This window comes from Microlunatus aurantiacus (assembly GCF_039536605.1).
Classification (GTDB): Bacteria; Actinomycetota; Actinomycetes; order Propionibacteriales; family Propionibacteriaceae; genus Microlunatus; species Microlunatus aurantiacus.
Genome location: NZ_BAAAYX010000002.1, coordinates 211,747 through 234,915 on the forward strand (window position 1 = coordinate 211,747; position 23,169 = coordinate 234,915).

Annotated in this window: 35 protein-coding genes; 28 read left to right on the plus strand and 7 right to left on the minus strand. The window is 69.6% G+C overall.

Features of this window, described 5'->3' with window-relative positions:
* Positions 1-22: 22 nt before the first annotated feature.
* From ABD714_RS01105 to map, 27 genes are all read left to right on the plus strand, one after another.
* Positions 23-1,273 carry a sensor histidine kinase gene (locus tag ABD714_RS01105; RefSeq protein WP_344810419.1) on the plus strand — a complete coding sequence of 417 codons (1,251 nt, stop codon included), beginning with the start codon at positions 23-25 and terminating at the stop codon, positions 1,271-1,273.
* Positions 1,270-1,911, plus strand: a complete 642-nt coding sequence (locus tag ABD714_RS01110; RefSeq protein ID WP_344810420.1) for a response regulator — start codon at positions 1,270-1,272, stop codon at positions 1,909-1,911. The genes ABD714_RS01105 and ABD714_RS01110 overlap by 4 nt, the downstream gene beginning before the upstream one ends.
* Before the next feature lie 41 nt (positions 1,912-1,952).
* Positions 1,953-2,720, plus strand: a complete 768-nt coding sequence (locus tag ABD714_RS01115; RefSeq protein ID WP_344810421.1) for a CDP-alcohol phosphatidyltransferase family protein — start codon at positions 1,953-1,955, stop codon at positions 2,718-2,720.
* 332 nt (positions 2,721-3,052) lie between these two features.
* Positions 3,053-3,361 carry a 30S ribosomal protein S10 gene (gene rpsJ, locus ABD714_RS01120; protein WP_013861994.1) on the plus strand — a complete coding sequence of 103 codons (309 nt, stop codon included), beginning with the start codon at positions 3,053-3,055 and terminating at the stop codon, positions 3,359-3,361.
* 14 nt (positions 3,362-3,375) lie between these two features.
* Positions 3,376-4,035, plus strand: coding sequence for a 50S ribosomal protein L3 (gene rplC, locus ABD714_RS01125; RefSeq protein WP_344810422.1), 660 nt, complete (start codon positions 3,376-3,378; stop codon positions 4,033-4,035).
* The gene (rplD, locus tag ABD714_RS01130; protein WP_344810423.1) at positions 4,032-4,763 is read left to right on the plus strand and encodes a 50S ribosomal protein L4; all 732 of its coding nucleotides are present in this window, start codon (positions 4,032-4,034) and stop codon (positions 4,761-4,763) included. Before rplC ends, rplD begins: the two co-directional genes overlap by 4 nt.
* Positions 4,760-5,071: a 50S ribosomal protein L23 gene (rplW, locus tag ABD714_RS01135; protein WP_344810424.1), complete on the plus strand. Its 312-nt coding sequence runs from the start codon at positions 4,760-4,762 to the stop codon at positions 5,069-5,071. Before rplD ends, rplW begins: the two co-directional genes overlap by 4 nt.
* Positions 5,072-5,105: 34 nt before the next feature.
* Entirely contained in the window at positions 5,106-5,942 is an 837-nt protein-coding gene (gene rplB, locus ABD714_RS01140; RefSeq protein WP_344810425.1) for a 50S ribosomal protein L2, read from the plus strand.
* A 17-nt stretch (positions 5,943-5,959) separates the two neighbouring features.
* On the plus strand, positions 5,960-6,241 hold the full coding sequence (gene rpsS / locus ABD714_RS01145) for a 30S ribosomal protein S19 (RefSeq protein ID WP_344810426.1): 282 nt from the start codon (positions 5,960-5,962) through the stop codon (positions 6,239-6,241).
* 35 nt (positions 6,242-6,276) lie between these two features.
* Complete coding sequence (gene rplV / locus ABD714_RS01150) at positions 6,277-6,675, plus strand: 50S ribosomal protein L22 (protein WP_344810427.1); 399 nt, start codon at positions 6,277-6,279, stop codon at positions 6,673-6,675.
* Between the two features lie 2 nt (positions 6,676-6,677).
* On the plus strand, positions 6,678-7,508 hold the full coding sequence (rpsC, locus tag ABD714_RS01155; RefSeq protein ID WP_344810428.1) for a 30S ribosomal protein S3: 831 nt from the start codon (positions 6,678-6,680) through the stop codon (positions 7,506-7,508).
* 3 nt (positions 7,509-7,511) lie between these two features.
* Entirely contained in the window at positions 7,512-7,931 is a 420-nt protein-coding gene (rplP, locus tag ABD714_RS01160) for a 50S ribosomal protein L16 (RefSeq protein WP_344810429.1), read from the plus strand.
* Positions 7,931-8,188 carry a 50S ribosomal protein L29 gene (gene rpmC / locus ABD714_RS01165; RefSeq protein WP_344810430.1) on the plus strand — a complete coding sequence of 86 codons (258 nt, stop codon included), beginning with the start codon at positions 7,931-7,933 and terminating at the stop codon, positions 8,186-8,188. Before rplP ends, rpmC begins: the two co-directional genes overlap by 1 nt.
* 1 nt (position 8,189) lies before the next feature.
* A complete protein-coding gene (gene rpsQ, locus ABD714_RS01170) occupies positions 8,190-8,483 on the plus strand; it encodes a 30S ribosomal protein S17 (protein WP_344810431.1) in 294 nt (97 codons plus the stop codon).
* Positions 8,484-8,539: 56 nt separating this feature from the next.
* Positions 8,540-8,908, plus strand: coding sequence for a 50S ribosomal protein L14 (gene rplN / locus ABD714_RS01175; RefSeq protein ID WP_344810432.1), 369 nt, complete (start codon positions 8,540-8,542; stop codon positions 8,906-8,908).
* Complete coding sequence (gene rplX, locus ABD714_RS01180; protein ID WP_344810433.1) at positions 8,909-9,292, plus strand: 50S ribosomal protein L24; 384 nt, start codon at positions 8,909-8,911, stop codon at positions 9,290-9,292.
* Positions 9,292-9,918 carry a 50S ribosomal protein L5 gene (gene rplE, locus ABD714_RS01185; protein ID WP_344810434.1) on the plus strand — a complete coding sequence of 209 codons (627 nt, stop codon included), beginning with the start codon at positions 9,292-9,294 and terminating at the stop codon, positions 9,916-9,918. The genes rplX and rplE overlap by 1 nt, the downstream gene beginning before the upstream one ends.
* A gap of 19 nt (positions 9,919-9,937) precedes the next feature.
* Entirely contained in the window at positions 9,938-10,123 is a 186-nt protein-coding gene (locus ABD714_RS01190) for a type Z 30S ribosomal protein S14 (protein WP_344810435.1), read from the plus strand.
* Between the two features lie 254 nt (positions 10,124-10,377).
* Entirely contained in the window at positions 10,378-10,785 is a 408-nt protein-coding gene (gene rpsH, locus ABD714_RS01195; RefSeq protein WP_344810436.1) for a 30S ribosomal protein S8, read from the plus strand.
* Between the two features lie 27 nt (positions 10,786-10,812).
* A complete protein-coding gene (rplF, locus tag ABD714_RS01200) occupies positions 10,813-11,355 on the plus strand; it encodes a 50S ribosomal protein L6 (RefSeq protein ID WP_344810437.1) in 543 nt (180 codons plus the stop codon).
* Between the two features lie 2 nt (positions 11,356-11,357).
* The gene (gene rplR / locus ABD714_RS01205; protein WP_344810438.1) at positions 11,358-11,741 is read left to right on the plus strand and encodes a 50S ribosomal protein L18; all 384 of its coding nucleotides are present in this window, start codon (positions 11,358-11,360) and stop codon (positions 11,739-11,741) included.
* 20 nt (positions 11,742-11,761) lie between these two features.
* Positions 11,762-12,361 (plus strand): 30S ribosomal protein S5, encoded by a 600-nt coding sequence (gene rpsE, locus ABD714_RS01210; RefSeq protein ID WP_344810439.1) that lies wholly within the window; start codon positions 11,762-11,764, stop codon positions 12,359-12,361.
* Entirely contained in the window at positions 12,361-12,543 is a 183-nt protein-coding gene (gene rpmD, locus ABD714_RS01215) for a 50S ribosomal protein L30 (RefSeq protein WP_344810440.1), read from the plus strand. Before rpsE ends, rpmD begins: the two co-directional genes overlap by 1 nt.
* Before the next feature lies 1 nt (position 12,544).
* Entirely contained in the window at positions 12,545-12,985 is a 441-nt protein-coding gene (rplO, locus tag ABD714_RS01220) for a 50S ribosomal protein L15 (protein WP_344810441.1), read from the plus strand.
* 198 nt (positions 12,986-13,183) lie between these two features.
* Positions 13,184-14,491 (plus strand): preprotein translocase subunit SecY, encoded by a 1,308-nt coding sequence (gene secY / locus ABD714_RS01225; RefSeq protein ID WP_344810442.1) that lies wholly within the window; start codon positions 13,184-13,186, stop codon positions 14,489-14,491.
* Complete coding sequence (locus ABD714_RS01230; protein WP_344810443.1) at positions 14,491-15,099, plus strand: adenylate kinase; 609 nt, start codon at positions 14,491-14,493, stop codon at positions 15,097-15,099. The genes secY and ABD714_RS01230 overlap by 1 nt, the downstream gene beginning before the upstream one ends.
* Before the next feature lie 5 nt (positions 15,100-15,104).
* The gene (map, locus tag ABD714_RS01235) at positions 15,105-15,929 is read left to right on the plus strand and encodes a type I methionyl aminopeptidase (RefSeq protein ID WP_344811255.1); all 825 of its coding nucleotides are present in this window, start codon (positions 15,105-15,107) and stop codon (positions 15,927-15,929) included.
* A gap of 162 nt (positions 15,930-16,091) precedes the next feature.
* Here map and ABD714_RS01240 read toward each other — a convergent pair whose 3' ends face one another.
* The 7 genes from ABD714_RS01240 to ABD714_RS01270 form a co-directional block, all read right to left on the minus strand.
* Entirely contained in the window at positions 16,092-17,876 is a 1,785-nt protein-coding gene (locus ABD714_RS01240) for a hypothetical protein (RefSeq protein WP_344810444.1), read from the minus strand.
* 139 nt (positions 17,877-18,015) lie between these two features.
* Complete coding sequence (locus tag ABD714_RS01245) at positions 18,016-19,398, minus strand: hypothetical protein (RefSeq protein ID WP_344810445.1); 1,383 nt, start codon at positions 19,396-19,398, stop codon at positions 18,016-18,018.
* A gap of 105 nt (positions 19,399-19,503) precedes the next feature.
* Entirely contained in the window at positions 19,504-20,064 is a 561-nt protein-coding gene (locus tag ABD714_RS01250; protein WP_344810446.1) for a TIGR03086 family metal-binding protein, read from the minus strand.
* Entirely contained in the window at positions 20,061-20,555 is a 495-nt protein-coding gene (locus ABD714_RS01255; protein WP_344810447.1) for an SRPBCC domain-containing protein, read from the minus strand. Before ABD714_RS01255 ends, ABD714_RS01250 begins: the two co-directional genes overlap by 4 nt.
* Entirely contained in the window at positions 20,552-20,917 is a 366-nt protein-coding gene (locus tag ABD714_RS01260; RefSeq protein ID WP_344810448.1) for an ArsR/SmtB family transcription factor, read from the minus strand. Before ABD714_RS01260 ends, ABD714_RS01255 begins: the two co-directional genes overlap by 4 nt.
* An 81-nt stretch (positions 20,918-20,998) precedes the next feature.
* Positions 20,999-21,616: a LysR family substrate-binding domain-containing protein gene (locus ABD714_RS01265; protein WP_344810449.1), complete on the minus strand. Its 618-nt coding sequence runs from the start codon at positions 21,614-21,616 to the stop codon at positions 20,999-21,001.
* Positions 21,613-22,539: an AraC family transcriptional regulator gene (locus tag ABD714_RS01270; protein ID WP_344810450.1), complete on the minus strand. Its 927-nt coding sequence runs from the start codon at positions 22,537-22,539 to the stop codon at positions 21,613-21,615. Before ABD714_RS01270 ends, ABD714_RS01265 begins: the two co-directional genes overlap by 4 nt.
* 91 nt (positions 22,540-22,630) lie before the next feature.
* Here ABD714_RS01270 and ABD714_RS01275 point away from each other — a divergent pair, with 91 nt between their 5' ends.
* Positions 22,631-23,131 (plus strand): anthrone oxygenase family protein, encoded by a 501-nt coding sequence (locus ABD714_RS01275; protein WP_344810451.1) that lies wholly within the window; start codon positions 22,631-22,633, stop codon positions 23,129-23,131.
* Positions 23,132-23,169 lie beyond the last annotated feature (38 nt).

The following is a 23,169-nucleotide window of genomic DNA, read 5'->3' on the forward strand; positions in this document are numbered from 1 at the left end:
CGGTCGAGGAAGGAGTGGTCCGGTGCCGGTGCGCGAGTCGGGGACGACGGAGCGGAAGTCGATCTGGTCGATCTTCCGTCCCGGCTACGACGGCGCCTGCGACGACCCGACCGCGGCTCCGGCCCGGTATCACGGGCCGGACGAGGCGGCACCGTTCACGTTCCGCCGGGCGGCGCAGAACAGGGTCTGGATCTACGCCTTCGGGCTGGTCTTCCTGCTCTTCGCGCTCGCCGTCGTCACCGAGGACGAGCCGTCCCCGACCGAGCTGATCCTGCGGATCGCGCTCGTGCTCCTGATCGCCGTCGGCTACCTGGCCACGGCCTGGGTGGCCGACTGCTCGCTGCGGGTCCGCTGGCTCTACCTCGCCGGCTACACCGGGGTGCTGATCGCCAGCTACCCGACCTGGGGCTGGTCGTTGGTCGGGTACGGGGCGTACGTGTCGATCATGATGGCGATGCTGTTGCCGTGGCGCCAGTCCCGCATCGCCGTCGTGGTGCTGGGGCTGCTGATCGCGCTCACCATCCCCTTCGGCGGTGGGGAGACGGCCATCTACATCAGCGTGGTCGCGGCCGGCACGGGTCTCGCCGCGGGAGCCGGGATGGAGGCCGGCGCGGCCCAGGGCCGCCTGCACCGAGCCGAGCAGCGGGTCAGCACCCTCAGCGTCGCCGCGGAGCGGGAGCGGATCGGCCGGGACCTGCACGACATCCTCGGTCACTCGTTGACCGCCATCTCCATCAAGGCCGGGCTGGCGGCTCGGCTGGTCGACATCGACCCGACAGCGGCGAAGGCCCAGATCGCCGAGATCGAGCAGGTGTCACGCCAGGCCCTGGCCGACGTGCGCACCACGGCGTCGGGGATGCACGAGGTGCGGTTGGCCACCGAGATCGCCAGTGCCCGCTCGGTGCTGCTGGCGGCCGGGATCGAGTCGCGGATGCCGTCGGCCCTGCCCGCGCTGGGCGATCGGGTGAGCGAGCTGCTGGGCTACGTGGTCCGCGAGGCGGTCACCAACGTGGTCCGGCACAGCCGGGCCGGGATCTGCACCGTGGTGGTCGAACCCGCGGCCGTCGAGATCCGCGACGACGGTCGCGGACTGGGCGCGGGCGGCCGACCGGGTTCCGGGCTCGCCGGACTGCAGAGCCGGGTGGAGGCGGCCGGCGGCACTCTGCACGTGGGGTCCGGCGGGACCGGCGGGACGGTGGTCCGGGCCGACCTCCGTCCGGTGGAGACCGACCGGGAGAACGGTCCCCGGGACCGGGCGGTGTCCGCCCCGTGACCGGTGCCGACCCCACCATCACCGTATTGCTCGCCGACGACCAGGCGATGATCCGGCAGGCCCTCTCCGCGCTGCTCCAGCTGGAGCCCGACATCGCGGTCGTCGGTCAGGCCGGCGACGTGGCCGAGACCGTGCGCCGGGTCCGGGAGATCCGCCCTGAGGTCGTCCTGCTCGACGTCCAGATGCCGTCGCCCGACGTGGCCGGCGCCGACGGCATCGACGCCTGTGCAGCGATCATGGCCGAGGTGCCGAGCACCAGGGTGATCATCCTGACCACCTTCGGCCGGCCCGGCTACCTGCGGCGGGCGATGGAGGCGGGGGCCGTCGGCTACATGGTCAAGGACGCCCCCGCCGAGCAGCTGGTGGAGGGCATCCGTCGGGTCCACCAGGGCCTGCGCGTGGTCGACCCGACCCTGGCGGCGGCGAGTCTGTCGATCGGCGCCTCACCCTTGACCTCGCGCGAGCTGGAGGTCCTGGTCGCCGCCTCGTCGGGGGCGTCGACCAGCGCCATCGCCGGCGGCCTGTTCCTGTCCGAGGGGACGGTCCGCAACCACCTGTCGTCGGCGATGGGCAAGCTCGGGGCCGGCACCCGCGCCGAGGCCGTCCGGATCGCCACCGACAACGGCTGGCTGGGCTGACGCCACCGGTGGGTATCGCGGCGCCTGCCTAGGATCGGGGCGTGAAGCTCGCCGGGCCGCGACCGTGGCAACCCCTGGCCACGGGTGCCGTGGTCGAGGGAGCCGGTCTGGTCGCGGCCGGGGGAGTCGGGCTGTTGATGCCCCTGCCCGCCTTCGGCGCCGGACTGGGTTACGTCGGCGGTGCTGCCGTGATCCTGGCCTACTGGACCCGGCGCCGGTTCGGGGCCGCCAACTTGGTGACGCTGGCCCGCGTGGTGGGCACCTGCTGGGCGATCGGCCTGACCCTGCAGGCCGTCCTCGGCCAGCTCAGCCCCGCCGGTCTCGGGCTGATGGTCGTCGTCGGGGCCACCTGCTGGGTCCTGGACGGGGTCGACGGCCGGGTGGCCCGGGCCAGGGGAGAGACCTCGGCGTTCGGGGCCCGCTTCGACATGGAGACCGACTCGGTGCTGAACCTGGCTCTCAGCCTGGCTGTGGTCGTGCTCGGCGTCGCGGGGTGGTGGGTGCTGGCCATCGGAGGGCTGCGGTACGCGTACGTGGCCGCCGGCTGGATCGCCCCGCGGCGGATCCGCACGGCGCTGCGGATCCCCCTTCCCTTCCACTACTCCCGCAAGGTGGTGGCGGTGACGCAGGGCGTCGCGCTGCTGGCGGCCCTCACGCTGCAGCTGACCGGCGTGGCCGCAACCGCCCCGCTGCTGGCCCCGGTGCTGCTCGCGGTGTCCCTGGCCACGCTCTGCTGGTCCTTCGGTCGCGACGTGGTCTGGCAGCTGCGTCACGGACGGGAGGAACCGACCGCGGGGTTGGTTCCTTGAGCCGACCGACTATGGTGGGCAGCCGGACAACAGCGCTCCGGGAGTCGATCGGCCTCGATTTGCCCTGGCGCGCGTCTGGTGAAAGAATCGTCAGGTTGCTCCGACGGAGGTCGCCGGGGTGTGCCCTGTGCAGGTGACGAGATCGCTCTCGTGATGTGCGCGGTGGTCGCCGAACCGCGAGACCTTCATCGTCTGGCCAACGACCACCCGGTCGAGGGCCTCCAGGCGACAGCCCCTAGCAAGCAGGACTCGGACCTGACTGCGTCCGGTCGGCGCGACACGCCCGACCACGGGGGTCGGACATACCGGTAGTTACGAGAGAAGGACTAACTGTGGCGGGACAAAAGATCCGCATCAGGCTCAAGGCCTATGACCACGAGGTCATCGACTCCTCGGCGCGCAAGATCGTCGACACGGTGACCCGCACGGGAGCCCGCGTGGCCGGTCCGGTACCGCTGCCGACGGAGAAGAACGTCTACTGCGTCATCCGCTCTCCGCACAAGTACAAGGACAGCCGGGAGCACTTCGAGATGCGGACGCACAAGCGTCTGATCGACATCATCGACCCCACCCCGAAGACCGTCGACTCGCTGATGCGGCTGGATCTGCCCGCCGGCGTCGACATCGAGATCAAGCTCTGAGGTTTGAAGAGACAATGAGCAACGACAAGAAGGTGAAGGGTCTGCTGGGCACCAAGCTCGGCATGACCCAGCTCTGGGACGACAACAACCGCGTGATCCCGGTGACGGTGATCCAGGCCGGTCCGTGCGTCGTGACCCAGGTCCGCACCCCCGAGGCGAACGGCTACTCCGCCGTGCAGCTGGGCTTCGGTGCGGTCAAGGCCAAGCAGGTGACCAAGCCGGATGCCGGGCACTTCGCCAAGGCGGACGTGACCCCGCGCAAGCACCTGGTCGAGCTGCGGACCAACGACGCCAGTGAGTACGCCCTGGGCCAGGAGCTCACCGCCGAGGTGTTCGAGGCGGCCGAGGTCGTCGACGTCACCGGCGTGAGCAAGGGCAAGGGCACCGCCGGCGTCATGAAGCGCCACGGCTTCCACGGTCTGCGGGCCAGCCACGGTGTGCACCGCAAGCACCGCTCGCCGGGTTCCATCGGTGGCTGCGCGACCCCCGGTCGCGTGTTCAAGGGCCTGAAGATGGCCGGCCGGATGGGCCACGACCGCGTCACCGTGCAGAACCTGGTGGTGCACAGCATCGACGCCGAGCGCGGCCTGATCCTGGTCAAGGGCGCTGTGCCCGGCAACAAGGGTGGCCTGATCGTGCTGCGCAGCGCCGCCAAGAAGGGAGAGGTGGCATGAGCGAGTCCGTCACCGAGAACGGCGCTCCGCGCCAGATCGACGTCATCGACGCCGAAGGCGGCACCAGCGGCTCGGTCGAGCTGCCGGCCGCGCTCTTCGACGTCACCGCGAACATCCCGCTGATCCACCAGGTCGTGGTGGCGCAGCTGGCCGCGGCCCGGCAGGGCACCCACTCCGTGAAGACCCGTTCCGAGGTCCGCGGCGGTGGCGCCAAGCCGTACCGGCAGAAGGGCACCGGTCGCGCCCGGCAGGGCTCGATCCGCGCGCCGCAGTACACCGGTGGTGGCGTCGTCCACGGCCCGCAGCCGCGGGGCTACGCCCAGCGCACGCCCAAGAAGATGATCGCCGCCGCCCTGCGCGGGGCGCTCTCGGACCGGGCGCGTGACGGCCGGGTGCACGTGGTCGCCGACCTGACGATCGGGGACGTGCCGTCCACCAAGACCGCGCTGTCGCTGGTGGCCAAGGCGCTCGGTGGGGACAAGATCCTTACCAAGACCCTGGTCGTGCTGCACCGGGACGAGGATCTCGCGTGGATCAGCCTCCGCAACGCGGCGGCCCTCCACGTGATCACCGTCGACCAGCTGAACGCCTACGACGTGCTGGTCAACGACGACGTGGTGTTCACCTCGTCGGCCCTGACCGCGTACATCGCGGGCCCGACGAAGGGCAAGGCCGCCAAGGCCGTCGCCACCGAGTCCGAGGCCACCGATGGGGAGGAACTGCGATGAGCAACGCGCTGAAGATCCGTGACCACCGCGATGTCCTGCTCGCCCCCGTGGTGAGTGAGAAGAGCTACTCGCTGCTGGACGAGAACAAGTACACGTTCCTGGTCGCCACGGACGCGAACAAGACCGAGATCAAGATCGCCGTCGAGTCGATCTTCAAGGTCAAGGTCACGGGTGTGAACACCATCAACCGGCAGGGCAAGAAGCGGCGGACCCGGGCGGGTTGGGGCAAGCGCCCCGACACCAAGCGGGCCATCGTGAGCGTGGCCGACGGTGAGCGCATCGACATCTTCTCCGGACCGGTCGGCTGACCGGGATCCGAACGCAGTAAAGGAATCTGACCTCATGGGTATCCGTAAGTACAAGCCGACAACGCCGGGCCGTCGCGGCAGCAGCGTTGCCGACTTCGTCGAGCTGACCCGGTCCACTCCGGAGAAGTCGCTGCTCGTCCCGAGTCCGAAGACCGGTGGCCGGAACAACTCCGGCAAGATCACCAACCGGCATGTCGGCGGCGGTCACAAGCAGGCCTACCGGCTGGTGGACTTCAAGCGCTACGACAAGGACGGCGTGCCGGCCAAGGTCGCGCACATCGAGTACGACCCGAACCGCACGGCTCGGATCGCGCTGCTGCACTACGCCGACGGCGAGAAGCGCTACATCATCGCGCCGCAGGGTCTGCGCCAGGGCGCAGCCGTGGAGGCCGGTGAAGGTGCCGACATCAAGGCGGGCAACAACCTGCCGCTGCGCAACATCCCGGTCGGCACCACGGTGCACGCCGTGGAGCTGCGTCCCGGTGGCGGTGCGAAGCTCGCCCGTTCGGCCGGCGCCTCCATCCAGCTGGTGGCCCGCGAGGGCACGCACGCCACGCTGCGGATGCCGTCCGGCGAGATGCGGCTGGTCGACGTGCGCTGTCGCGCCACCGTCGGCGAGGTCGGCAACGCCGAGCAGTCCAACATCAACTGGGGCAAGGCCGGCCGCAACCGCTGGAAGGGCAAGCGCCCGACCGTCCGTGGTGTGGCCATGAACCCGATCGACCACCCGCACGGTGGTGGTGAGGGCAAGACCTCTGGTGGTCGTCACCCGGTGTCGCCGTGGGGTCAGCCCGAGGGCCGGACCCGTGACAAGAACAAGGCGAGCAGTCGCCTGATCATCCGTCGCCGCAAGTCCGGCAAGAAGCGCTGAGCAGGAGCACAGAAGAGATGCCACGGAGCCTGAAGAAGGGGCCCTTCGTCGACGACCACCTCGCCAAGAAGGTGGACGTGCAGAACGCCAAGGGAACCAAGAACGTGATCAAGACCTGGTCGCGCCGCTCGATGATCGTGCCCGACATGATCGGCCACACCATCGCGGTGCACGACGGTCGCAAGCACGTCCCGGTGTTCGTCACCGACTCGATGGTCGGTCACAAGCTCGGCGAGTTCGCCCCGACTCGGACCTTCCGGGGCCACGAGAAGGACGACCGGAAGTCCCGCCGCCGCTGACGCGGGGGCAGCCGCAGAGAAGGAATCAGAAACAGATGAGCAAGGACTCACGTCCCAGCCGCCGCCAGGCGTTGCTCGGCGACCGTCCCGGTTCGTACGCGATCGCGCGTCAGGTCCGGGTCTCACCGACCAAGGCCCGCCGCGTGGTCGACCTGGTCCGTGGGCTGCCGGTGGACGACGCGTTGTCCACCTTGCAGTTCGCGCCCCAGGCCGCGAGCGAGCCGGTGTACAAGGTGCTGGCCAGTGCCGTCGCCAACGCCGAGCACACCGACAACCTGAAGCGGACCGACCTGTACGTGTCGCAGGCATACGTCGACGAGGGCATGACCATGCGCCGGATCCGTCCGCGCGCCAAGGGCTCCGCCAGCCGGATCCTCAAGCGGTCCAGCCACATCACCGTCGTGGTCGAGCCGAACTCGAACAAGGAGGCCTGAGCATGGGTCAGAAGATCAACCCGAACGGCTTCCGGCTCGGCATCACCACCGACCACCGCAGCCGTTGGTACGCCGACAAGCTGTACAGCGCCTACGTGGGCGAGGACGTCAAGATCCGTCGGATGCTGACCAAGAACCTCGAGCGCGCCGGCATCTCCAGCGTCGAGATCGAGCGGACCCGGGACCGGGTCCGGGTCGACATCTACACCGCGCGTCCGGGCATCGTCATCGGCCGCAACGGCGCCGAGGCCGAGCGCGTCCGCGGCGAGCTGGAGAAGCTCACCGGCAAGCAGGTGCAGCTGAACATCCTCGAGGTCAAGAACCCCGAGATCGACTCCCAGCTGGTCGCCCAGGGTGTTGCCGAGCAGCTCGCCTCGCGCGTGCAGTTCCGGCGGGCCATGCGCAAGGCCCAGCAGAGCGCGATGCGCGCCGGTGCCCAGGGCATCCGGATCCAGTGCTCGGGTCGTCTGGGTGGCGCCGAGATGAGCCGGTCGGAGTTCTACCGCGAGGGTCGGGTGCCGCTGCACACGCTGCGCGCGGACATCGACTACGGCTTCTTCGAGGCGCGGACGACCTTCGGCCGGATCGGTGTGAAGGTCTGGATCTACAAGGGTGACGTCGCCGGCACCCGCGCCGAGCGTGCGGCCCAGAAGGCCGCTCGCAGCGCCGCCGGTGGCCGCAACCGTCCGGGTCGTCCCGGCCGGGGCGACCGCCCGACCCGTGGTGACCGGCCCGAGCGCGGCGGTCGTCGTCGCGCCGAGGGTGCGGCCGAGACCGCGGCTCCGGCCGCGGAGCCGACGGCCACCGCCGAGACCGCAGGACAGGAGGCCTGAGCCATGTTGGTTCCCCGCAGGGTGAAGTTCCGCAAGCAGCACCACCCGAAGCGGACCGGTGCGGCCAAGGGCGGCACCAAACTCGCTTTCGGTGAGTTCGGGATCCAGGCGATCGAGGCCTCGTACCTGACGAACCGTCAGATCGAGTCGGCCCGTATCGCCATGACCCGGCACATGAAGCGTGGCGGCAAGGTGTGGATCAACGTCTACCCCGACCGCCCGCTCACCAAGAAGCCGGCCGAGACCCGGATGGGTTCCGGCAAGGGTTCTCCGGAGTGGTGGATCGCGAACATCAAGCCGGGCCGGGTGCTCTTCGAGCTCTCCGGCGTGAGCGAGGAGATCGCGCGCGAGGCCATGCGCCTCGCGATCCACAAGCTGCCGATGAAGGCACGGTTCATCAAGCGTGAAGCAGGAGACTACTGATGGCGAAGAGCGCCACCGCAGCTGAGCTGCGCGGCCTCAGCCGGGCCGAGCTCAACGGCAAGGTGACCGAGCTGAAGGAGGAGCTGTTCACGCTCCGCTTCCAGTCGGCCACCGGCCAGCTGGAGTCGCACGGGCGGCTCCGTGAGGTACGTAAGGACATCGCCCGGATCTACACGGTCATCCAGGAGCGCGCGCTCGGGATCGTGGACGACCCGGACGCCGCCGAGGGCACCGAGGCGGAGAAGGTAGAGGCCTGAGATGAGTGAGAGCGTGAACGAGACCGTCGAGGTCAACGACCCGGCCCGTGGTCGCCGCAAGGTCCGCGAGGGCTACGTGGTCAGCGACAAGATGGACAAGACCATCGTCGTGGCCGTCGAGGACCGGGTGAAGCACCGCCTGTACGGCAAGGTGCTGCGCCAGACCAGCCGGATGAAGGCTCACGACGAGAGCAACAGCGCCGGGGTCGGTGACCGGGTCCGCATCATGGAGACCCGACCGCTGTCCGCGACCAAGCGCTGGCGCCTCATCGAGATCCTCGAGAAGGCCAAGTAATCAGTTCCGCAAGGCCCGGGGAACCGGGAACCGGTGAGACAACCAGGAGATAACAGATGATCCAGCAGGAGTCGCGGCTCAAGGTCGCCGACAACACCGGAGCGAAGGAGATCCTTTGCATCCGGGTGCTCGGCGGCTCCGGTCGCCGCTACGCCGGCATCGGTGACGTCATCGTCGCCACCGTCAAGGACGCGATCCCCGGCGGGAACGTGAAGAAGGGCGATGTGGTCAAGGCCGTCATCGTCCGTACCGTCAAGGAGCGTCGGCGTGCCGACGGTTCGTACATCAAGTTCGACGAGAACGCCGCGGTGATCTTGAAGACCGACGGCGAGCCCCGCGGGACCCGCATCTTCGGTCCGGTCGGCCGCGAGCTGCGCGAGAAGCGCTTCATGCGCATCATCTCGCTCGCCCCGGAGGTGATCTGAATGACCAAGAACAAGCTGCACGTCGTCAAGGGTGACCGGGTGAAGGTCATCGCCGGCAAGGACAAGGGCCTCGTCGGTGAGATCCTCGCCGTGCACCCTGAGTCCCACCGGGTGACCGTGTCCGGTGTGAACATCGTCAAGCGCCACCTCAAGGACACCTCGGCCCAGCCGCAGGGACGTCAGACCAAGGGCGGGATCGTCTCCTCGGAGGCCCCCATCCACGCGTCGAACGTCCAGCTGCTCGTCAAGAACGACAGCGGCGACGACGTGGTGACCCGGGTCGGCTACAACCGTGTCGAGGTGACCAAGCGTCGCCCCGACGGCTCGGAGTACAAGGGCCAACGCAGCATCCGGATCGCTCGCGCGACCGGAGAGGAGATCTGATGACCGCCACGACCTCCGAGACCCGTACGGTGCCGCGGCTCAAGCAGCGCTACCGCGACGAGATCGCCCCGGCCCTGAACACCGAGTTCGGTTTCGCCAACGTCATGCAGATCCCCGGTCTGACCAAGATCGTGGTGAACATGGGCGTGGGCGAGGCGGCCCGGGACTCCAAGCTGATCGACGGCGCCGTCAAGGACCTGACGACGATCACCGGTCAGAAGCCGCAGGTCACCCGGTCCCGCAAGTCCATCGCGCAGTTCAAGCTGCGGGAGGGCATGCCGATCGGTGCGCACGTCACCCTGCGCGGCGACCGCATGTGGGAGTTCCTGGACCGGCTGCTGGCCCTGGCCCTGCCCCGCATCCGTGACTTCCGCGGGCTGAACAGCCACCAGTTCGACGGTCTGGGCAACTACACCTTCGGGCTGAACGAGCAGGTCATGTTCCACGAGATCGATCAGGACAAGATCGACCGCAGCCGGGGCATGGACATCACCGTGGTCACCACGGCGACCAACGACGACGAGGGTCGGGCGCTGCTGAAGCACCTGGGCTTCCCGTTCAACGACAACCCGAAGCCGGCCAAGGCGAAGGCCAAGGGCCCCGCCTGGGCCGCGCGCAAGAACTGATTCGGGAGAAGTGAGATAGATGGCGAAGACAGCCCTCAAGGTCAAGCAGGCCCGTAAGCCGAAGTTCGGCGTCCGTGCCTACACCCGGTGCCAGAAGTGCGGCCGGCCCAAGGCGGTGTACCGCAAGTTCGGTCTCTGCCGGATCTGCCTCCGCGACATGGCGCACAAGGGCGAGCTGCCGGGCATCACCAAGTCGTCCTGGTGACCCTCTCGTCTGCGGGTCGTCGCCGGTCCTCCCAGCCCTGCTCGGGACAACCGGTCGGCCTCCGCAGGCTCCGGCCGACGGCCAGTCCCATCCACGTCCCTTCGCAGGGCGGGGAGGACCGGCGCCGACAGGCCGGGTGGTCACCCGAACGCCGTGGTGCCGTCCTCAGCTCGAAGCCCTACAAGACTCAAACCGGTGCAGGTCCGTGGGAATGAAACCCCAGGGAAACCGCTCGAGAAAGAAGTAATCAAGCAATGACGATGACCGATCCGATCGCGGACATGCTGACGCGGGTGCGGAACGCCTCCCAGGCGTACCACGACACCGCGGTGATGCCGCACAGCAAGATCAAGGTGGGGATCGCCGAGATCCTGACGTCCGAGGGCTACATCGCCGGCTGGGACGTCAAGGACCCGGCCGAGGGTGAGGTCGGCAAGACGCTGTCCATCACGCTCAAGTACGGGCAGAACCGCGAGCGCTCGCTCGCCGGCATCCGGCGCATCTCCAAGCCCGGTCTGCGGGTGTACGCGAAGTCGACCAACCTGCCCAAGGTGCTCGGTGGTCTCGGTATCGCGATCATCTCCACGTCGACCGGTCTGATGACCGACAAGCAGGCCCACGGCCAGAAGGTGGGCGGGGAAGTCCTCGCCTACGTCTGGTGAGGCACTAGACACCAGAGAGGAAAGAACATGTCACGCATTGGCAAGATGCCGATCGCCGTTCCGTCCGGTGTCGAGGTCACCCTCGAGGGCCAGCAGGTGTCGGTGAAGGGCCCCAAGGGCACCCTGTCGCACCGCGTCGCCGAGCCGATCACCGTGGAGCGCGCCGAGAGCGGCGAGCTCCAGGTGAACCGTCCGGACGACGAGCGGGAGAGCAAGTCGCTGCACGGGCTGACCCGGACGCTGGTCTCCAACATGGTCACCGGCGTCACCGCCGGCTACGAGAAGAAGCTGGAGATCGTCGGCGTCGGTTACCGCGTCATCTCCAAGGGCCCGACCGAGCTCGAGTTCGCGCTGGGCTTCTCGCACCCGGTCAAGGTGAACGCCCCCGAGGGCATCACCTTCGCCGTGGAGGCACCCACCCGGTTCTCGGTCCAGGGGATCGACAAGCAGCAGGTCGGCGAGGTTGCGGCCAACATCCGCAAGCTGCGCAAGCCCGAGCCCTACAAGGGCAAGGGCGTGAGGTACGCGGGCGAGCACGTCCGCCGCAAGGTCGGAAAGGCTGGTAAGTGACGATGGGCGTTTCACTGTCCAAGTCGAAGCACACGGCAACCAAGACGGCCTCACGGCTGCGTCGGCAGGTCCGGGTTCGCAAGAAGGTCTCCGGTTCGCCGGAGCGGCCGCGGTTGGTGGTCTCCAAGTCGGCGAAGCACATCTTCGCCCAGGTGATCGACGACGTGGCGGGCCGCACGCTCGCCTCGGCGTCGACCATGGAGGCAGATCTCCGCGCCGCCGAGGGCGACAAGAGCGCCAAGGCCAAGCAGGTCGGTGTCGAGCTGGCGAACCGGGCGAAAGCTGCCGGGGTCGAGCAGGTCGTCTTCGACCGAGCGGGTCACAAGTACCACGGTCGGATCGCGGCGCTGGCAGACGGCGCTCGCGAAGGCGGCCTCGGATTCTGACGAGAGATAGGTAGAGCGATATGAGTGGAAGCCAGCGCCGCGGTGGCGGTGCAGGTGGCGACCGTCGCGGCCAGGGCGATCGTCGTGGCCAGGGCGGCGGAGACAAGAGCCAGTACATCGAGCGGGTGGTCGCCATCAACCGGGTGGCCAAGGTCGTGAAGGGTGGTCGTCGGTTCAGCTTCACCGCGTTGGTCGTGGTGGGCGACGGCGACGGCACCGTGGGTGTCGGCTACGGCAAGGCCAAGGAGGTGCCCGCGGCGATCGCCAAGGGTGTCGAGGAGGCCAAGAAGAACTTCTTCGTCGTGCCGCGGATCCAGGGAACGATCCCGCATCCGGTGCAGGGCGAGAAGGCGGCCGGTGTGGTCATGCTGCGGCCGGCGTCGCCGGGTACCGGTGTCATCGCCGGTGGTTCGGCGCGCGCGGTGCTGGAGTGCGCCGGTGTGCACGACGTGCTGGCCAAGTCGTTGGGCTCGGCGAACGCGATCAACGTGGTGCACGCCACGGTGGTGGCGCTGCAGTCCCTCGAGACGCCGGAGCAGGTCGCCGGACGCCGTGGCAAGTCCGTCGAGGACGTCACCCCGGCCGCCCTGCTGCGGGCTCGCAAGGAGGCGGTGCACTGATGGCGCGCTTGAAGGTCAGCCAGGTCAAGTCCGGCATCGGCACCAAGCAGAACCAGCGCGACACGCTCCGTACCCTCGGTCTGAAGAGGATCGGCGACGTGGCCGCGCACGAAGACCGCCCCGAGATCCGGGGCATGATTTCCACGGTGTCCCATCTGGTCGCCGTCGAGGAGGTGGAGTGACATGGCGCTGAAGGTTCATCACCTCCGTCCGGCTCCGGGCGCCAAGACCGCCAAGACCCGGGTGGGTCGCGGTGAGGGCTCCAAGGGCAAGACCGCTGGTCGTGGCACCAAGGGCTCCAAGGCCCGTAACAACATCGGTGAGAACTTCGAGGGCGGGCAGATGCCCCTGCACATGCGGGTGCCCAAGCTGCGCGGCTTCAAGAACCCGTTCCGGGTCGAGTTCCAGATCGTGAACCTGGACAAGATCTCGGCGCTGTTCCCCGAGGGTGGCGCCGTCGGCGTCGCCGATCTGGTCGAGAAGGGCGCGGTCCGCAGCGGCCAGCCCGTCAAGGTGCTGGGCAACGGTGAGATCACCGTGGCCGTGCAGGTGAGCGCGAACGCGTTCTCCGCCAGCGCCAAGGAGAAGATCGCCGCCGCCGGTGGGTCCACCACCGAGCTGTGATCGTCTGAAGCAGCACGTTTGAGCGTCCGAGAGGGCCGTCCGGGAGACCGGGCGGCCCTCTCGCCCTCTCGGGGGATGCCGGATTCCGTCACATCCCTTGATAGAGTCAGGCGGTCTTGCGCGTGAGCCGCACGAGGCGGTCAGTCGCCGCCGAGCGGCCCAGGTCAGGTCACCAGCTGAAGGAAAGGGAGGGCAGGAGTGCTCGCCGCGTTCGCCAATGCATTCCGGTCTCCGGACCTGCGGAAGAAGATCTTCTTCACCCTGGCCATCCTGGCCGTGTTCCGGTTGGGGTCGATCATCCCCACCCCGAACGTCAACGTGCAGCAGGTCAACTTCTGTCTGACCCAGGCCGCGTCAGGTGACCAGCAGGGTCTGTACTCCCTGATCAACCTGTTCTCCGGTGGGGCGCTGCTCCAGCTCGCCATCTTCGCGCTGGGCATCATGCCCTACATCACCGCGAGCATCATCCTGCAGCTGCTGACGGTGGTGATCCCCCGGCTCGAGGCCCTGAAGAAGGAGGGCCAGTCCGGTCAGACGAAGATCACCCAGTACACGCGCTACCTGACCCTGGTGCTGGCCCTGCTCAACTCCACGGCCTTCGTCACCCTGGCGGTCAACGACCAGCTGTTCGTCGGGTGTCCCGGCCTGGTGCACGACACAAGCATCTTCCCGATCATCGTGATGATCCTGACCATGACCGCCGGCACGAGCGTCATCATGTGGCTCGGTGAGCTGATCACCGAGCGCGGCGTCGGCAACGGCATGTCGGTGCTGATCTTCACCCAGATCGCCGCCACCTTCCCGAGCGCCCTGTGGGGTCTGCGGGTGGCCCGCCCGGGCGCCAACGGCTGGATCGTGTTCCTGCTGGTGATCGCCCTGGGTCTGGTCGTGATGGCCGGTGTCATCTTCGTCGAGCAGTCGCAGCGGCGGATCCCGGTGCAGTACGCCAAGCGGATGGTCGGCCAGCGGGTGTTCGGCGGCTCGACGACGTACATCCCCATCAAGGTCAACCAGGCCGGCGTCATCCCGGTCATCTTCGCCAGCTCGCTGCTCTACATCCCGGCCCTGTACGCGCAGTTCCGGCCCGAGTCGCAGGTGGCCACCTGGATCCAGACCTACTTCGTCCGCGGTGACCACCCGCTCTACATGATCACGTTCTTCCTGCTGATCGTCTTCTTCTGCTACTTCTACGTGGCGATCACGTTCAACCCGCAGGAAGTCGCGGACAACATGAAGAAGTACGGCGGGTTCATCCCCGGTATTCGGGCCGGGAAGCCGACCGAGGACTACCTCGGGTACGTGCTGTCGCGGTTGACGTTCCCCGGTTCGCTCTACCTGGGTCTGATCGCGCTGCTACCGTCGGTGGCCTTCATCTTCCTCAACGCCAACCAGAACTTCCCGTTCGGCGGAACCTCTATCCTCATCATCGTCGGTGTGGGTCTGGACACGGTCAAGCAGATCGAGAGCCAGCTGCAGCAACGTAACTACGAAGGGTTTCTCCGCTGATGCGCCTCCTCATCATGGGACCGCCCGGGGCCGGCAAGGGCACCCAGGCGAAGCTGATCGCCGAGCACTACGGGATCCCCGCCATCTCCACCGGCGACATCTTCCGGGCGATGAAGACCGCCGACACCCCGCTCGCCCAGCAGGTGCGCGACATCATGAACTCCGGCGGCTACGTCAGCGACGAGATCACCAACCAGATCGTGGCCGAGCGGCTTGCGGAGGCCGACTGCGAGAACGGCTTCCTGCTCGACGGCTACCCGCGGACCCCTGACCAGGTCGACACCCTCGACGCCGCGCTGGCCGACCGCGGGACTCCGTTGGACGTCGTGCTGTCGTTGCGGGCCGATGAGGACGCGGTCGTGGCGCGGCTGCTCAAGCGGGCCGAGACCGAGGGCCGCGCCGACGACAACGAGGACACCATCCGGGTCCGGCAGCAGGTCTACGCCGAGCAGACCGCACCGTTGCTCGACGTGTACTCCGCCCGCGGCCTCCTGGTCGAGGTGGACGGACTGGGTGAGATCGCCGAGGTCTCGGGCCGGGTCTTCGCCGCGCTGGATGACGCCCGAGGTGGCGCCGGAAGCGCGGAGCTGATCGGGGCCCCCTCCTGAACCTCCTGCGGCGGCGCAGCGGGATCGAGCTCAAGACGCCGGACCAGCTGATCGGCATGCGCCGAGCCGGGCTGGTGGTGGCGGCAGCCCTGCAGGCCACCGCCGGCTCGGTCCGCGCCGGGGTCACCACCGCCGACCTGGACGCGGTGGCCGCCGAGGTCATCCGCACCTCCGGGGCCACGCCCTCCTTCCTGGACTACCACGGCTTCCCGGCCGTCACCTGCATCTCCGTGAACTCCGAGATCGTGCACGGCATCCCGGGTCCACGCGTCCTGGCCGAGGGCGACTCGGTCTCCATCGACTGCGGGGCCATCGTGGACGGCTGGCACGGCGATTCCGCCGTGACCGTGCAGGTCGGCAACGGCAGCGAGCAGGCGCGGGAGCTCAGTGAGGCGACCCGGCTGGCCATGTGGCACGGGATCGCCGCGGCCCGCCTCGGGGGCACGGTCGGCGACGTCTCGGCCGCCGTCGAGGGCTTCGTCCGGTCGTGGCCGACGCCGTACGGGATCGTGCGCGAGTACACCGGTCACGGGATCGGTTCGGCCATGCACCAGCCCCCCGACGTGCCGAACCTCGGTCGCGCCGGCAAGGGCCCCAAGATCGTCCCCGGGCTGGCCCTGGCCATCGAGCCGATGCTGACAGTGGGGGATCCGGCCAACTCGGTGCTGGACGACGACTGGACCGTCGTCACCGACGACGGGTCGCTGGCCTGCCACTGGGAGCACACCATGACGGTCACCGAGGGTGGCATCTGGGTGCTCACCTCACCTGACGGGGGAGAGGCGATGCTGGCCGAGCTCGGCGCCCCCTTCGGGTCGCTCGCGGACTGATCGGTCCCGCGGCGAGCAGGTTCGGACGCAGCCGGCTCCCCGCCCTTCTGTTCCCGCACTTTCCTGTACCCGGGTCCTGCCGGTACCGACCGGGCCTGACCCGGTCCCGGACCGGCACGGAGCCGTTCCGGGACCACGTCAGGTGGTCTGCCGCTCAGACGGTCAGCTGCGCCGCCTCACCGAGTTGGCCAGGCGCACCGAGTTGGCCAGGCGCACCGAGTTGGCCAGGCGCACCGAGTTGGCCAGGCGCACCGAGTTGGCCAGGCGCAGGACCAGCCCGCTCATCAGCAGGGCCAGCAGCCCGGCCAGCAGCGCGCCGGTCAGACCGGCGGCGGCTCCGGTCATCGCCAGCTGGCGATCCGAGAGCACCCGATCAGCCACGGTCGGCTGGGCTGTGCCGCCCATCGGGGTGGTGAAGCTCGCCGCCGTCACAATCGGTCGGACATCGGTGATGCTGTCGTCCGGATCGCTCGCGCCCGGACCGGCCGGGTCGGTGGGATCCGTCGGATCGGTCGGACCGGTGGGACCGGTGGGATCGGTGGGATCCGTCGGATCGGTGGGGTCTCCACCGCCGCTCCCCCCGCCGCAGCTGCCCCCGTTCACCCGGACGCAGACGACGGCATCCACGACGTCAGTCACGACCGCCGTCACGTCAGTGCCGATGACCGGCAGTGCCGGGTTCCCGGGCTGCGTCGAACCTCCGGTACCGTCCCCGCAGCCCGTGGTGTTGAGCTGGAGGCAGGCGAGGACGGGGATGTCGAGCACGGTGGCGTCGGTGACGCTGTCCACGGTGACGGGCAGGGCCGGGGTGACCGGTCCGTCAGCGCCGCCGCCGTTGCCGGACCCGTCGGTGTCCGAACCGACGCAACCAACGGTGTTGAGCTGGAGGCAGGCGAGGACGGGGATGTCGAGCACGCTGGCGTCGGTGACGCTGTCCACGGTGACGGGCAGGGCCGAGGTGACCGGTCCGTCGATGGCCCCGCCGTTGCCGGTCCCGCCGTCCCCGGACCCGGACCCGGTGGAGTCCGAGCCCCTGTCGCAACCAGTGGTGTTGACCTGGATGCAGGCGAGGACGGGGATGTCGAGGACATGGGCGTCGGTGACGCTGTCCACGACGAGCGGCAGGGCCGGTTTGGACGGCGCTACAGAACCCGAACCGTTCTGACCACCCGAGCCGGCTCCGGTACCGCCGGCGCTCCCGGAGGGAACGGTCGGCGACTGGTCGGCGCAGGCGCCGGCGATCAGCCGCACGCAGACGTCGATCGGGACGTCCAGCACCCGAGCCTCCACGTCGGCCCTCACCGACGCCAGCAACGCGGTGCGCGGCGCCGCCGGCGACCGCTGGGCTGTCTCCGCCGTCGCGGTGGACGTCATCGTGGCCGTACGGGCCGCGGCCCGCCGCTCGGCCTTCTCGCTGGCCCGCCGGGCGGCCTCACGCTCGGCGCGTCGCTCCGCCTTCTGCTCGGCACGTCGCTCGGCACTCTGCTCGGCGCGTCGTTCGGCCCGCTGGTCAGCCTTCCGCTCGGTCGGACGGTCTACCGAGGGGCGACGGTCGTTTCCTCCGGACCGGTGCTGCGCGGCCTTCGGTCCCACCGCGGCCCGGACGGTGACCCGCGGGCGTACGGACTCGTGCTTCTTCGCGCTGCTGCGCGAGGACCCCAGACCGACCTTCACCTTCACGGCGGCGCGCGGTGCGGCCGTCGACCGGTGCTGGCGCTGGCCGCCGAGGTCGACCTTGATCTCGGCCTTGGCGGCGGCCCGGGGGGTGTGCTTCTTCGACTTCGCCGACGTGCCGGGAGACAGGTGCTTGGTGACTACCTTCACGGTGTTCTCCAGCCCGTCCAACGGGCCCTTCTGGGCGTCGGCATGGGCCATGCCGGCTCCCAGGCTGAGTGCTCCGAGGGTGCAGGCGGCTCCGCCCAGCACTCTCACCAACCATGCGTTCATGTGCGTGTTCTCTCTCGTCGAGGGATCTCTCCTGGATCGGGTCGAGGCGCCACCCCACGCGCGAGGAGTGGGTGGCCGGCCGACCCGCGACCGGTCCGACGCACCGCGATGCGGTGGTCGGTCGAGGTGAGAGAGAACCTCAGTCGGGAGAGAAGCCGGGCCGATGAGCCCGGCGGAACGGCCCCTGCGGCAGGGGTCCGAGGACGCGCAGCGAGCGAGCGCCGGCGCCGAACGCGCCGGCCGACGAGGCCAGCGCGAGAAGAAGGAGCGTGAGGGCGGTGGCCGTGGCCGATCCGGAGGGACCGACACCGACGGAGGTGTCACCGAAGCCGCCGAGCAGGTCATCAGCGAGCGTGGCCACGGTCGCCGCGACAGCGACGACGGACGCTGCACCAGCCGAGGCCTCAGCGGCATCCGCGCCCCCCAGCCAGGGAGCCATCGTGTCGGACAGCTGCGTCGTGGTGGCGCTCTCGTCGGAGGTGCGGACGGCGCGTCGATCGTGGACTGCCGCTGTGCCGGTCAGTCCGGGAGCGGTGAGCGCCGGAGGGGCCTCGAACGACGTGGTGGGTGGCACCGGCACGACGGGCGACATCGGGACCGCCGGCACTCCAGGGACTCCGGGGACTCCGGGGAGGGAGTTCTCGACCTCGTCCAGGACGGGGAGCAGGGGAGTGGTGACCTGGTCGACGACCGAGGGCACGGTGACGACGAGGGTGCTGTCGAGGAGTCCGAGAGTGGTGTCGTGCACCGCGGCCACGGGCTGGAGGACGCCGTCGGTCACCGCTCGCAGCGAGCTCGGGAGCTGGTGCGTCACACCGGTCACCAGAGGCGTCGTGGTCGCGGTCAGCGTGCCATCGGTGGCGACGACCCCCGTCGCGACGTCGGCGGTCAGGGCGCCCACCAAGGCTGTCCCGGTCTTCACCGTGGAGGACAGCGCGGGGGCCGTCGTCGGCGACTGACCGGTGGCGGTCGGCTCCGGCTCGGCCGCCCGGTGGGGGCGGACGGTGTGGCGGACGCCCTTGGTGACCTTCTGGACGCCCTTGGTGACCTTCTGGGCCGGCTTGGTGACCTTCTGGGCCGGCTTGGTGACCTTCTGGACCAGCTTGGTGACCTTCTGGACCGGCTTGGTGACCTTGTGCACCGGCTTGGTGTGCTCGACACGCTTGTTGATCCGCTGCACCGGCTTGGTGGCCCGCTGCACCGGCTTGATCGCGCGCTGCACCGGCTTGGTGGCACGGTGCACGGGCTTCGTGACCCGCTGAACGGTCTTGGTCACCGTCCGCACTGGCTTTGTCGCCCGCTTCACGACCGTACGGACCTTCGAGGTCGGCTTCTTGGTCACCGACGAGGTCGTCTTGTGGACCGACGAGACGACCTTGTCGGCCGCCTTGCCGAGATCGAGCGGGGAGTCGGCTCGGGCCGTGCCGGTGCCGAGCACGAGTCCCAGAGCCACGCCGGCGGTGATGATCACGACTCGAGCCATCCAGGCGCGGCCGACGGAGGCGGCCACGGGTGTCTTCACCGTCGGCCGCTTCTCATCTCCCCCGAGCCGGGAAGCGTCGATGCCAGAAGGTTAGTCACGAGAACTTGTTCTGTGCTGGACCCGAAATAAAGACTCAGTAATTTCTCAGGCAGGAGGGCGCCAGGCCGGGTCTCTTCCGATGAAGCCCATCAGCCGGTCGGTGACGGGTTCGTCCGCCGGCACCGGCACCTGCGGTCCGTACTGTCCGGACGAGCGCAGCATGGCGTCGATCGGCTGCATCCCGGCCAGCAGCTCCCCGGCCAGCGTCGGATCGAGGGTGTCGTCCTGGCCACTGGCTCGCGCCAGGTCCCAGGTGTGCAGGAAGACGTCGGTGCTGTAGAACTGGTCGATCGCCGCGGCGAGCCGGTGGCCGCCGACCATCGGGTGGTCGAAGGGTCGGTCGGCGTCGGGGCCCTCGAGCAGACCCTGCACCGCGGCGGCGTGGGCGCGCCAGGCGGCGGCGGGGTCGTCGGATACGGGCGGACCGTCACTGGTCAGGGTGATCCCGCCGCCGGACAGGAAGCCGGGCAGCCAGTCGACCAGGTGCGCAACCACGTCGCGCGCGGTCCAGCCGGGCACCGGGGCCGGCACCTCCCAGTCCGAGACACCATCGACGCGCTCGGTGAAGGTCCCGGCCAGCCAGGCGTGCCGCTCGGCCGGGGTCATGCGCCGGCCAGGTCGGACACGACGTCGTCGAGCTTGGCGTAGCCCTGGTTCACCCCGACCTCCATCCCGCTGCGCAGCCAGGCGTCGCGGTCCTCGAACGAGTCGCACAGCGACTGGGCGTGCAGGCGGGTGCGACCGTCGTCCAGCAGCTCGAACCGGAGCGTCTCGAGCGAGACCTCCTCCGGCATCCCCTCCCAGGTGAAGGTCTGGACGATGGTGTCCTCCCCGATCCGGTGGAAGCAGCCACGGAAGCCGAACTCCTCTCCGTCGCGGGCCGCGACGTAGCGCCAGCTGCCGCCGTCGCGGACGTCCCAGACGTCGACGGTGGTGTCCATCCCGTCCGGGCCGACCCAGCGGGCGAACAGCTCGGGATCGAGATGGGCGCGCATCAGCTTCGCGGGGGTGGCGTCGAAGTCCCGGGTGATCCGGATGATCGGCAGCTTCTCGTCGGCGGTGATGGTGGCCTCGGGGGCCGTGGTCGTACGAGTCATGCTCGTGGTCCTTCCGTGGGTGGTGGTGTGCGGGGAGGGGTCTGGTCGGCGATCTCGGCCAGCACCGCGTCGAGGCGGCGGTAGCGCTGCTCGGCCCGTCGGCGGTAGCGCTCGATCCAGGCGGTCATCAGGTCGAACACCTCCGCTTCCAGGTGGACGGGGCGGGTCTGGGCCACGCGGCCCTTGGTCACCAGTCCGGCGTCCTCGAGCACCTTCAGGTGCTTCGAGATCGCCTGCACGCTGACCTCGTACGGCTCGGCGAGCTCGTTGACGGTGGCGTCGGCGACGGTCAACCGGGCCACCAGATCGCGCCGGGTGGGATCGGCCAGCGCGGCGAAGACCCGGGAGAGCTGATCGGCCATGGACCCTTCCTCAACTGTCTGGTTGATAACAACTGTAGAGTCAGGTCATCGGCCTGTCAACCGTTTGGTTGAATAAGCTTGTCAGCCTCGCGAGCTGCGAGGGGTTCGGCCACGGACCACGCCGACGAAAGCCTGGGTGAGCTCGTCGTCGCGGTCCACCCGCCAGACCAGGGCGACGGTGGTCGGCTCCAGATCGCGGACCGGCCGGGCGACCACGTCCTTGCGGTGGTGCAGCCGTGCCACCGACATGGGCAGCACCACGACGCCGGTGCCGGCGGCGGCCACCTCGACCGCGTCCTGGTCCGACATGACCGGGAAGTCGAGCTGGTCGACAGTGGGCACGAGGTCGCCGGGCGGTCCTGTGACGAGCTGCTCGGCGGCCAGGTCGGCCAGCGCGATGTCGTCGTACGCGGCGATCGGGTGCTCCCGGGAGACGACGACCACCGGCACCTCGTCGTAGAGCCGAACCAGGTGCAGGTCGGTGGGCTCGACCGGCAGCCGGACCAGGGCCATGTCGACCTCCCCGGACCGGACCGCCGCCTCGGCCTCGGCCGCGTCCAGGGCGACCAGCTGGAGCCTGATCCGGCCGGGCCGCTCGCGCCAGGAGCGGGCCCACTTGTCCGGCGTGACGCCGGGGACGAAGGCGACCCGGAGCCCGGGTCCGTCGTACCGAGGCTGGCTCGCCGGGGTGCGGGTCATGCCGAGGCCTGCAGGTGGTGGCGGGGGCTGGCGCCGAAGTGCCGTTTGTAGGCGGCGCTGAAGGTGAACGGGCTCGGGTAGCCCACCTGGGCGGCGACGGAGGTGACGGTGCGGCCGGGTTCGTGCAGCAGGTCGGCGGCCACCGCCATCCGCCAGTCGGTGAGGTAGGCGATCGGTGCCCGACCGACTGCCTCGGTGAAGCGACGGGCGAACGCCGCCCGGGAGAGGCCGACGGTGCGGGCCAGGGAGGCGACAGTCCACGGCTGCCCGTAGTCGTCCTGGATCAGCCGCAGGGCCTCGGCGACGCAGGGGTCGGCGCCACCGGTCAACCAGCCCGGCGAGGCCTCGTCCCGCGCCCAGGTGCGGACCAGGTCGATGACCAGCAGGTCGACCAGCCGGTCCAGCGCCGCCCCTCGACCCTGGTGCTCGGCGGTCAGCTCGGCGGCCAGCAGCCCAACCAGGGGGGTGGCCGACTCGGCGGCCGGCCGCACCAGCGTGCGGGGGAGGGCATCGACCAGACGTCGGCCGACCTCGCCGTCGGAGGCGTAGGTGCCGACCAGCATCGTGGTCTCCCCGTCGGGGCTGCCCCAGGTGCTCAGTCCGGTGCTCATGGTCTGGGCCAGGTGCTGACCGTCGGGGCCGACGCAGACCTGGCCGGGCAGGATCGTGATGCCGGGGACGGTGTCGGGAGAGTCGGCCACCACGTAGGGCTCCGGCCCGCACAGCAGGGCCACGTCCCCGGGCAGCAGGCGGGACGGAGCCGAGTCGGCCACCCGCAGCCAGGCCTCGCCGGTGGTCACCGCCAGGACGGTGAGGGGCGCCTCGTCCCGGACGGCGAGTCCCCAGGGGGCCGACATCACCACCTTGAGCGTGAAGGCTCCGCGAGCGCGAGGGCCGTCGAGCAGTGCCGCCAGTTCATCCACACCGAGACGATAACGCAGGAACCTGAGCGTTCAGCCCATGGATCGTCCCGGCTCGACCCGGTTGACTCATCGACATGACTCAGGTGCAGCGATGACGGACCCCGTCGGATCGACCGGCGAGGCCCTGGTCGGCTGGTTGACGCTGCTGGCCGGGTTGGGGGCCGGTCTGACGGCCGGCGTGTTCCTCGCCTTCTCCAGCTTCGTGATGACCGGACTCGGGCGCGCCCCGGCGGCGGTCGGGGTGCGGGCCATGCAGGAGATCAACCGGGCTGCCCCGAACCCGGTGTTCATGGTCACGCTCTTCGGGACGGCGCTGCTGGCCGTCGTGCTCGGGGCGGTGGCCCTGGCGGCGGGCAGCCCGGGCCGGTGGCTGGTGGTGGTCGGCGCGCTGGCGTACCTGGTCTGCATCGGGCTGACAGTGGCGTACCACGTGCCCCGCAACGACGCGCTGGCCGTGCTCGATCCGGCGGCCCCCGGCACGGTCGAGGCGTGGCGCACGTACCTGACCGACTGGACCCGCCTCAACCACGTCCGGACCGCCTCGGCCGCGCTCGGCTGCCTGCTGCTCCTGCTCGGTCGGGGAGCGAGCTGAGCGGTGCGGAAAAGTAAGCCCGACTGGTGGCGCCATCG

Bases quoted from the DNA above. Each gene is read 5' to 3' on its own strand.
- rplC (WP_344810422.1), top strand. From the start codon at position 3,376: ATGAGCAACGACAAGAAGGTGAAGGGTCTGCTGGGCACCAAGCTCGGC.
- rplD (WP_344810423.1), top strand. From the start codon at position 4,032: ATGAGCGAGTCCGTCACCGAGAACGGCGCTCCGCGCCAGATCGACGTC.
- rplW (WP_344810424.1), top strand. From the start codon at position 4,760: ATGAGCAACGCGCTGAAGATCCGTGACCACCGCGATGTCCTGCTCGCC.
- rplB (WP_344810425.1), top strand. From the start codon at position 5,106: ATGGGTATCCGTAAGTACAAGCCGACAACGCCGGGCCGTCGCGGCAGC.
- rpsS (WP_344810426.1), top strand. From the start codon at position 5,960: ATGCCACGGAGCCTGAAGAAGGGGCCCTTCGTCGACGACCACCTCGCC.
- rplV (WP_344810427.1), top strand. From the start codon at position 6,277: ATGAGCAAGGACTCACGTCCCAGCCGCCGCCAGGCGTTGCTCGGCGAC.
- rpsC (WP_344810428.1), top strand. From the start codon at position 6,678: ATGGGTCAGAAGATCAACCCGAACGGCTTCCGGCTCGGCATCACCACC.
- rplP (WP_344810429.1), top strand. From the start codon at position 7,512: ATGTTGGTTCCCCGCAGGGTGAAGTTCCGCAAGCAGCACCACCCGAAG.
- rpmC (WP_344810430.1), top strand. From the start codon at position 7,931: ATGGCGAAGAGCGCCACCGCAGCTGAGCTGCGCGGCCTCAGCCGGGCC.
- rpsQ (WP_344810431.1), top strand. From the start codon at position 8,190: ATGAGTGAGAGCGTGAACGAGACCGTCGAGGTCAACGACCCGGCCCGT.
- rplN (WP_344810432.1), top strand. From the start codon at position 8,540: ATGATCCAGCAGGAGTCGCGGCTCAAGGTCGCCGACAACACCGGAGCG.
- rplX (WP_344810433.1), top strand. From the start codon at position 8,909: ATGACCAAGAACAAGCTGCACGTCGTCAAGGGTGACCGGGTGAAGGTC.
- rplE (WP_344810434.1), top strand. From the start codon at position 9,292: ATGACCGCCACGACCTCCGAGACCCGTACGGTGCCGCGGCTCAAGCAG.
- ABD714_RS01190 (WP_344810435.1), top strand. From the start codon at position 9,938: ATGGCGAAGACAGCCCTCAAGGTCAAGCAGGCCCGTAAGCCGAAGTTC.
- rpsH (WP_344810436.1), top strand. From the start codon at position 10,378: ATGACGATGACCGATCCGATCGCGGACATGCTGACGCGGGTGCGGAAC.
- rplF (WP_344810437.1), top strand. From the start codon at position 10,813: ATGTCACGCATTGGCAAGATGCCGATCGCCGTTCCGTCCGGTGTCGAG.
- rplR (WP_344810438.1), top strand. From the start codon at position 11,358: ATGGGCGTTTCACTGTCCAAGTCGAAGCACACGGCAACCAAGACGGCC.
- rpsE (WP_344810439.1), top strand. From the start codon at position 11,762: ATGAGTGGAAGCCAGCGCCGCGGTGGCGGTGCAGGTGGCGACCGTCGC.
- rpmD (WP_344810440.1), top strand. From the start codon at position 12,361: ATGGCGCGCTTGAAGGTCAGCCAGGTCAAGTCCGGCATCGGCACCAAG.
- rplO (WP_344810441.1), top strand. From the start codon at position 12,545: ATGGCGCTGAAGGTTCATCACCTCCGTCCGGCTCCGGGCGCCAAGACC.
- ABD714_RS01230 (WP_344810443.1), top strand. From the start codon at position 14,491: ATGCGCCTCCTCATCATGGGACCGCCCGGGGCCGGCAAGGGCACCCAG.
- ABD714_RS01240 (WP_344810444.1), bottom strand. From the start codon at position 17,876: ATGAACGCATGGTTGGTGAGAGTGCTGGGCGGAGCCGCCTGCACCCTC.
- ABD714_RS01250 (WP_344810446.1), bottom strand. From the start codon at position 20,064: ATGACCCCGGCCGAGCGGCACGCCTGGCTGGCCGGGACCTTCACCGAG.
- ABD714_RS01255 (WP_344810447.1), bottom strand. From the start codon at position 20,555: ATGACTCGTACGACCACGGCCCCCGAGGCCACCATCACCGCCGACGAG.
- ABD714_RS01260 (WP_344810448.1), bottom strand. From the start codon at position 20,917: ATGGCCGATCAGCTCTCCCGGGTCTTCGCCGCGCTGGCCGATCCCACC.
- ABD714_RS01265 (WP_344810449.1), bottom strand. From the start codon at position 21,616: ATGACCCGCACCCCGGCGAGCCAGCCTCGGTACGACGGACCCGGGCTC.
- ABD714_RS01275 (WP_344810451.1), top strand. From the start codon at position 22,631: ATGACGGACCCCGTCGGATCGACCGGCGAGGCCCTGGTCGGCTGGTTG.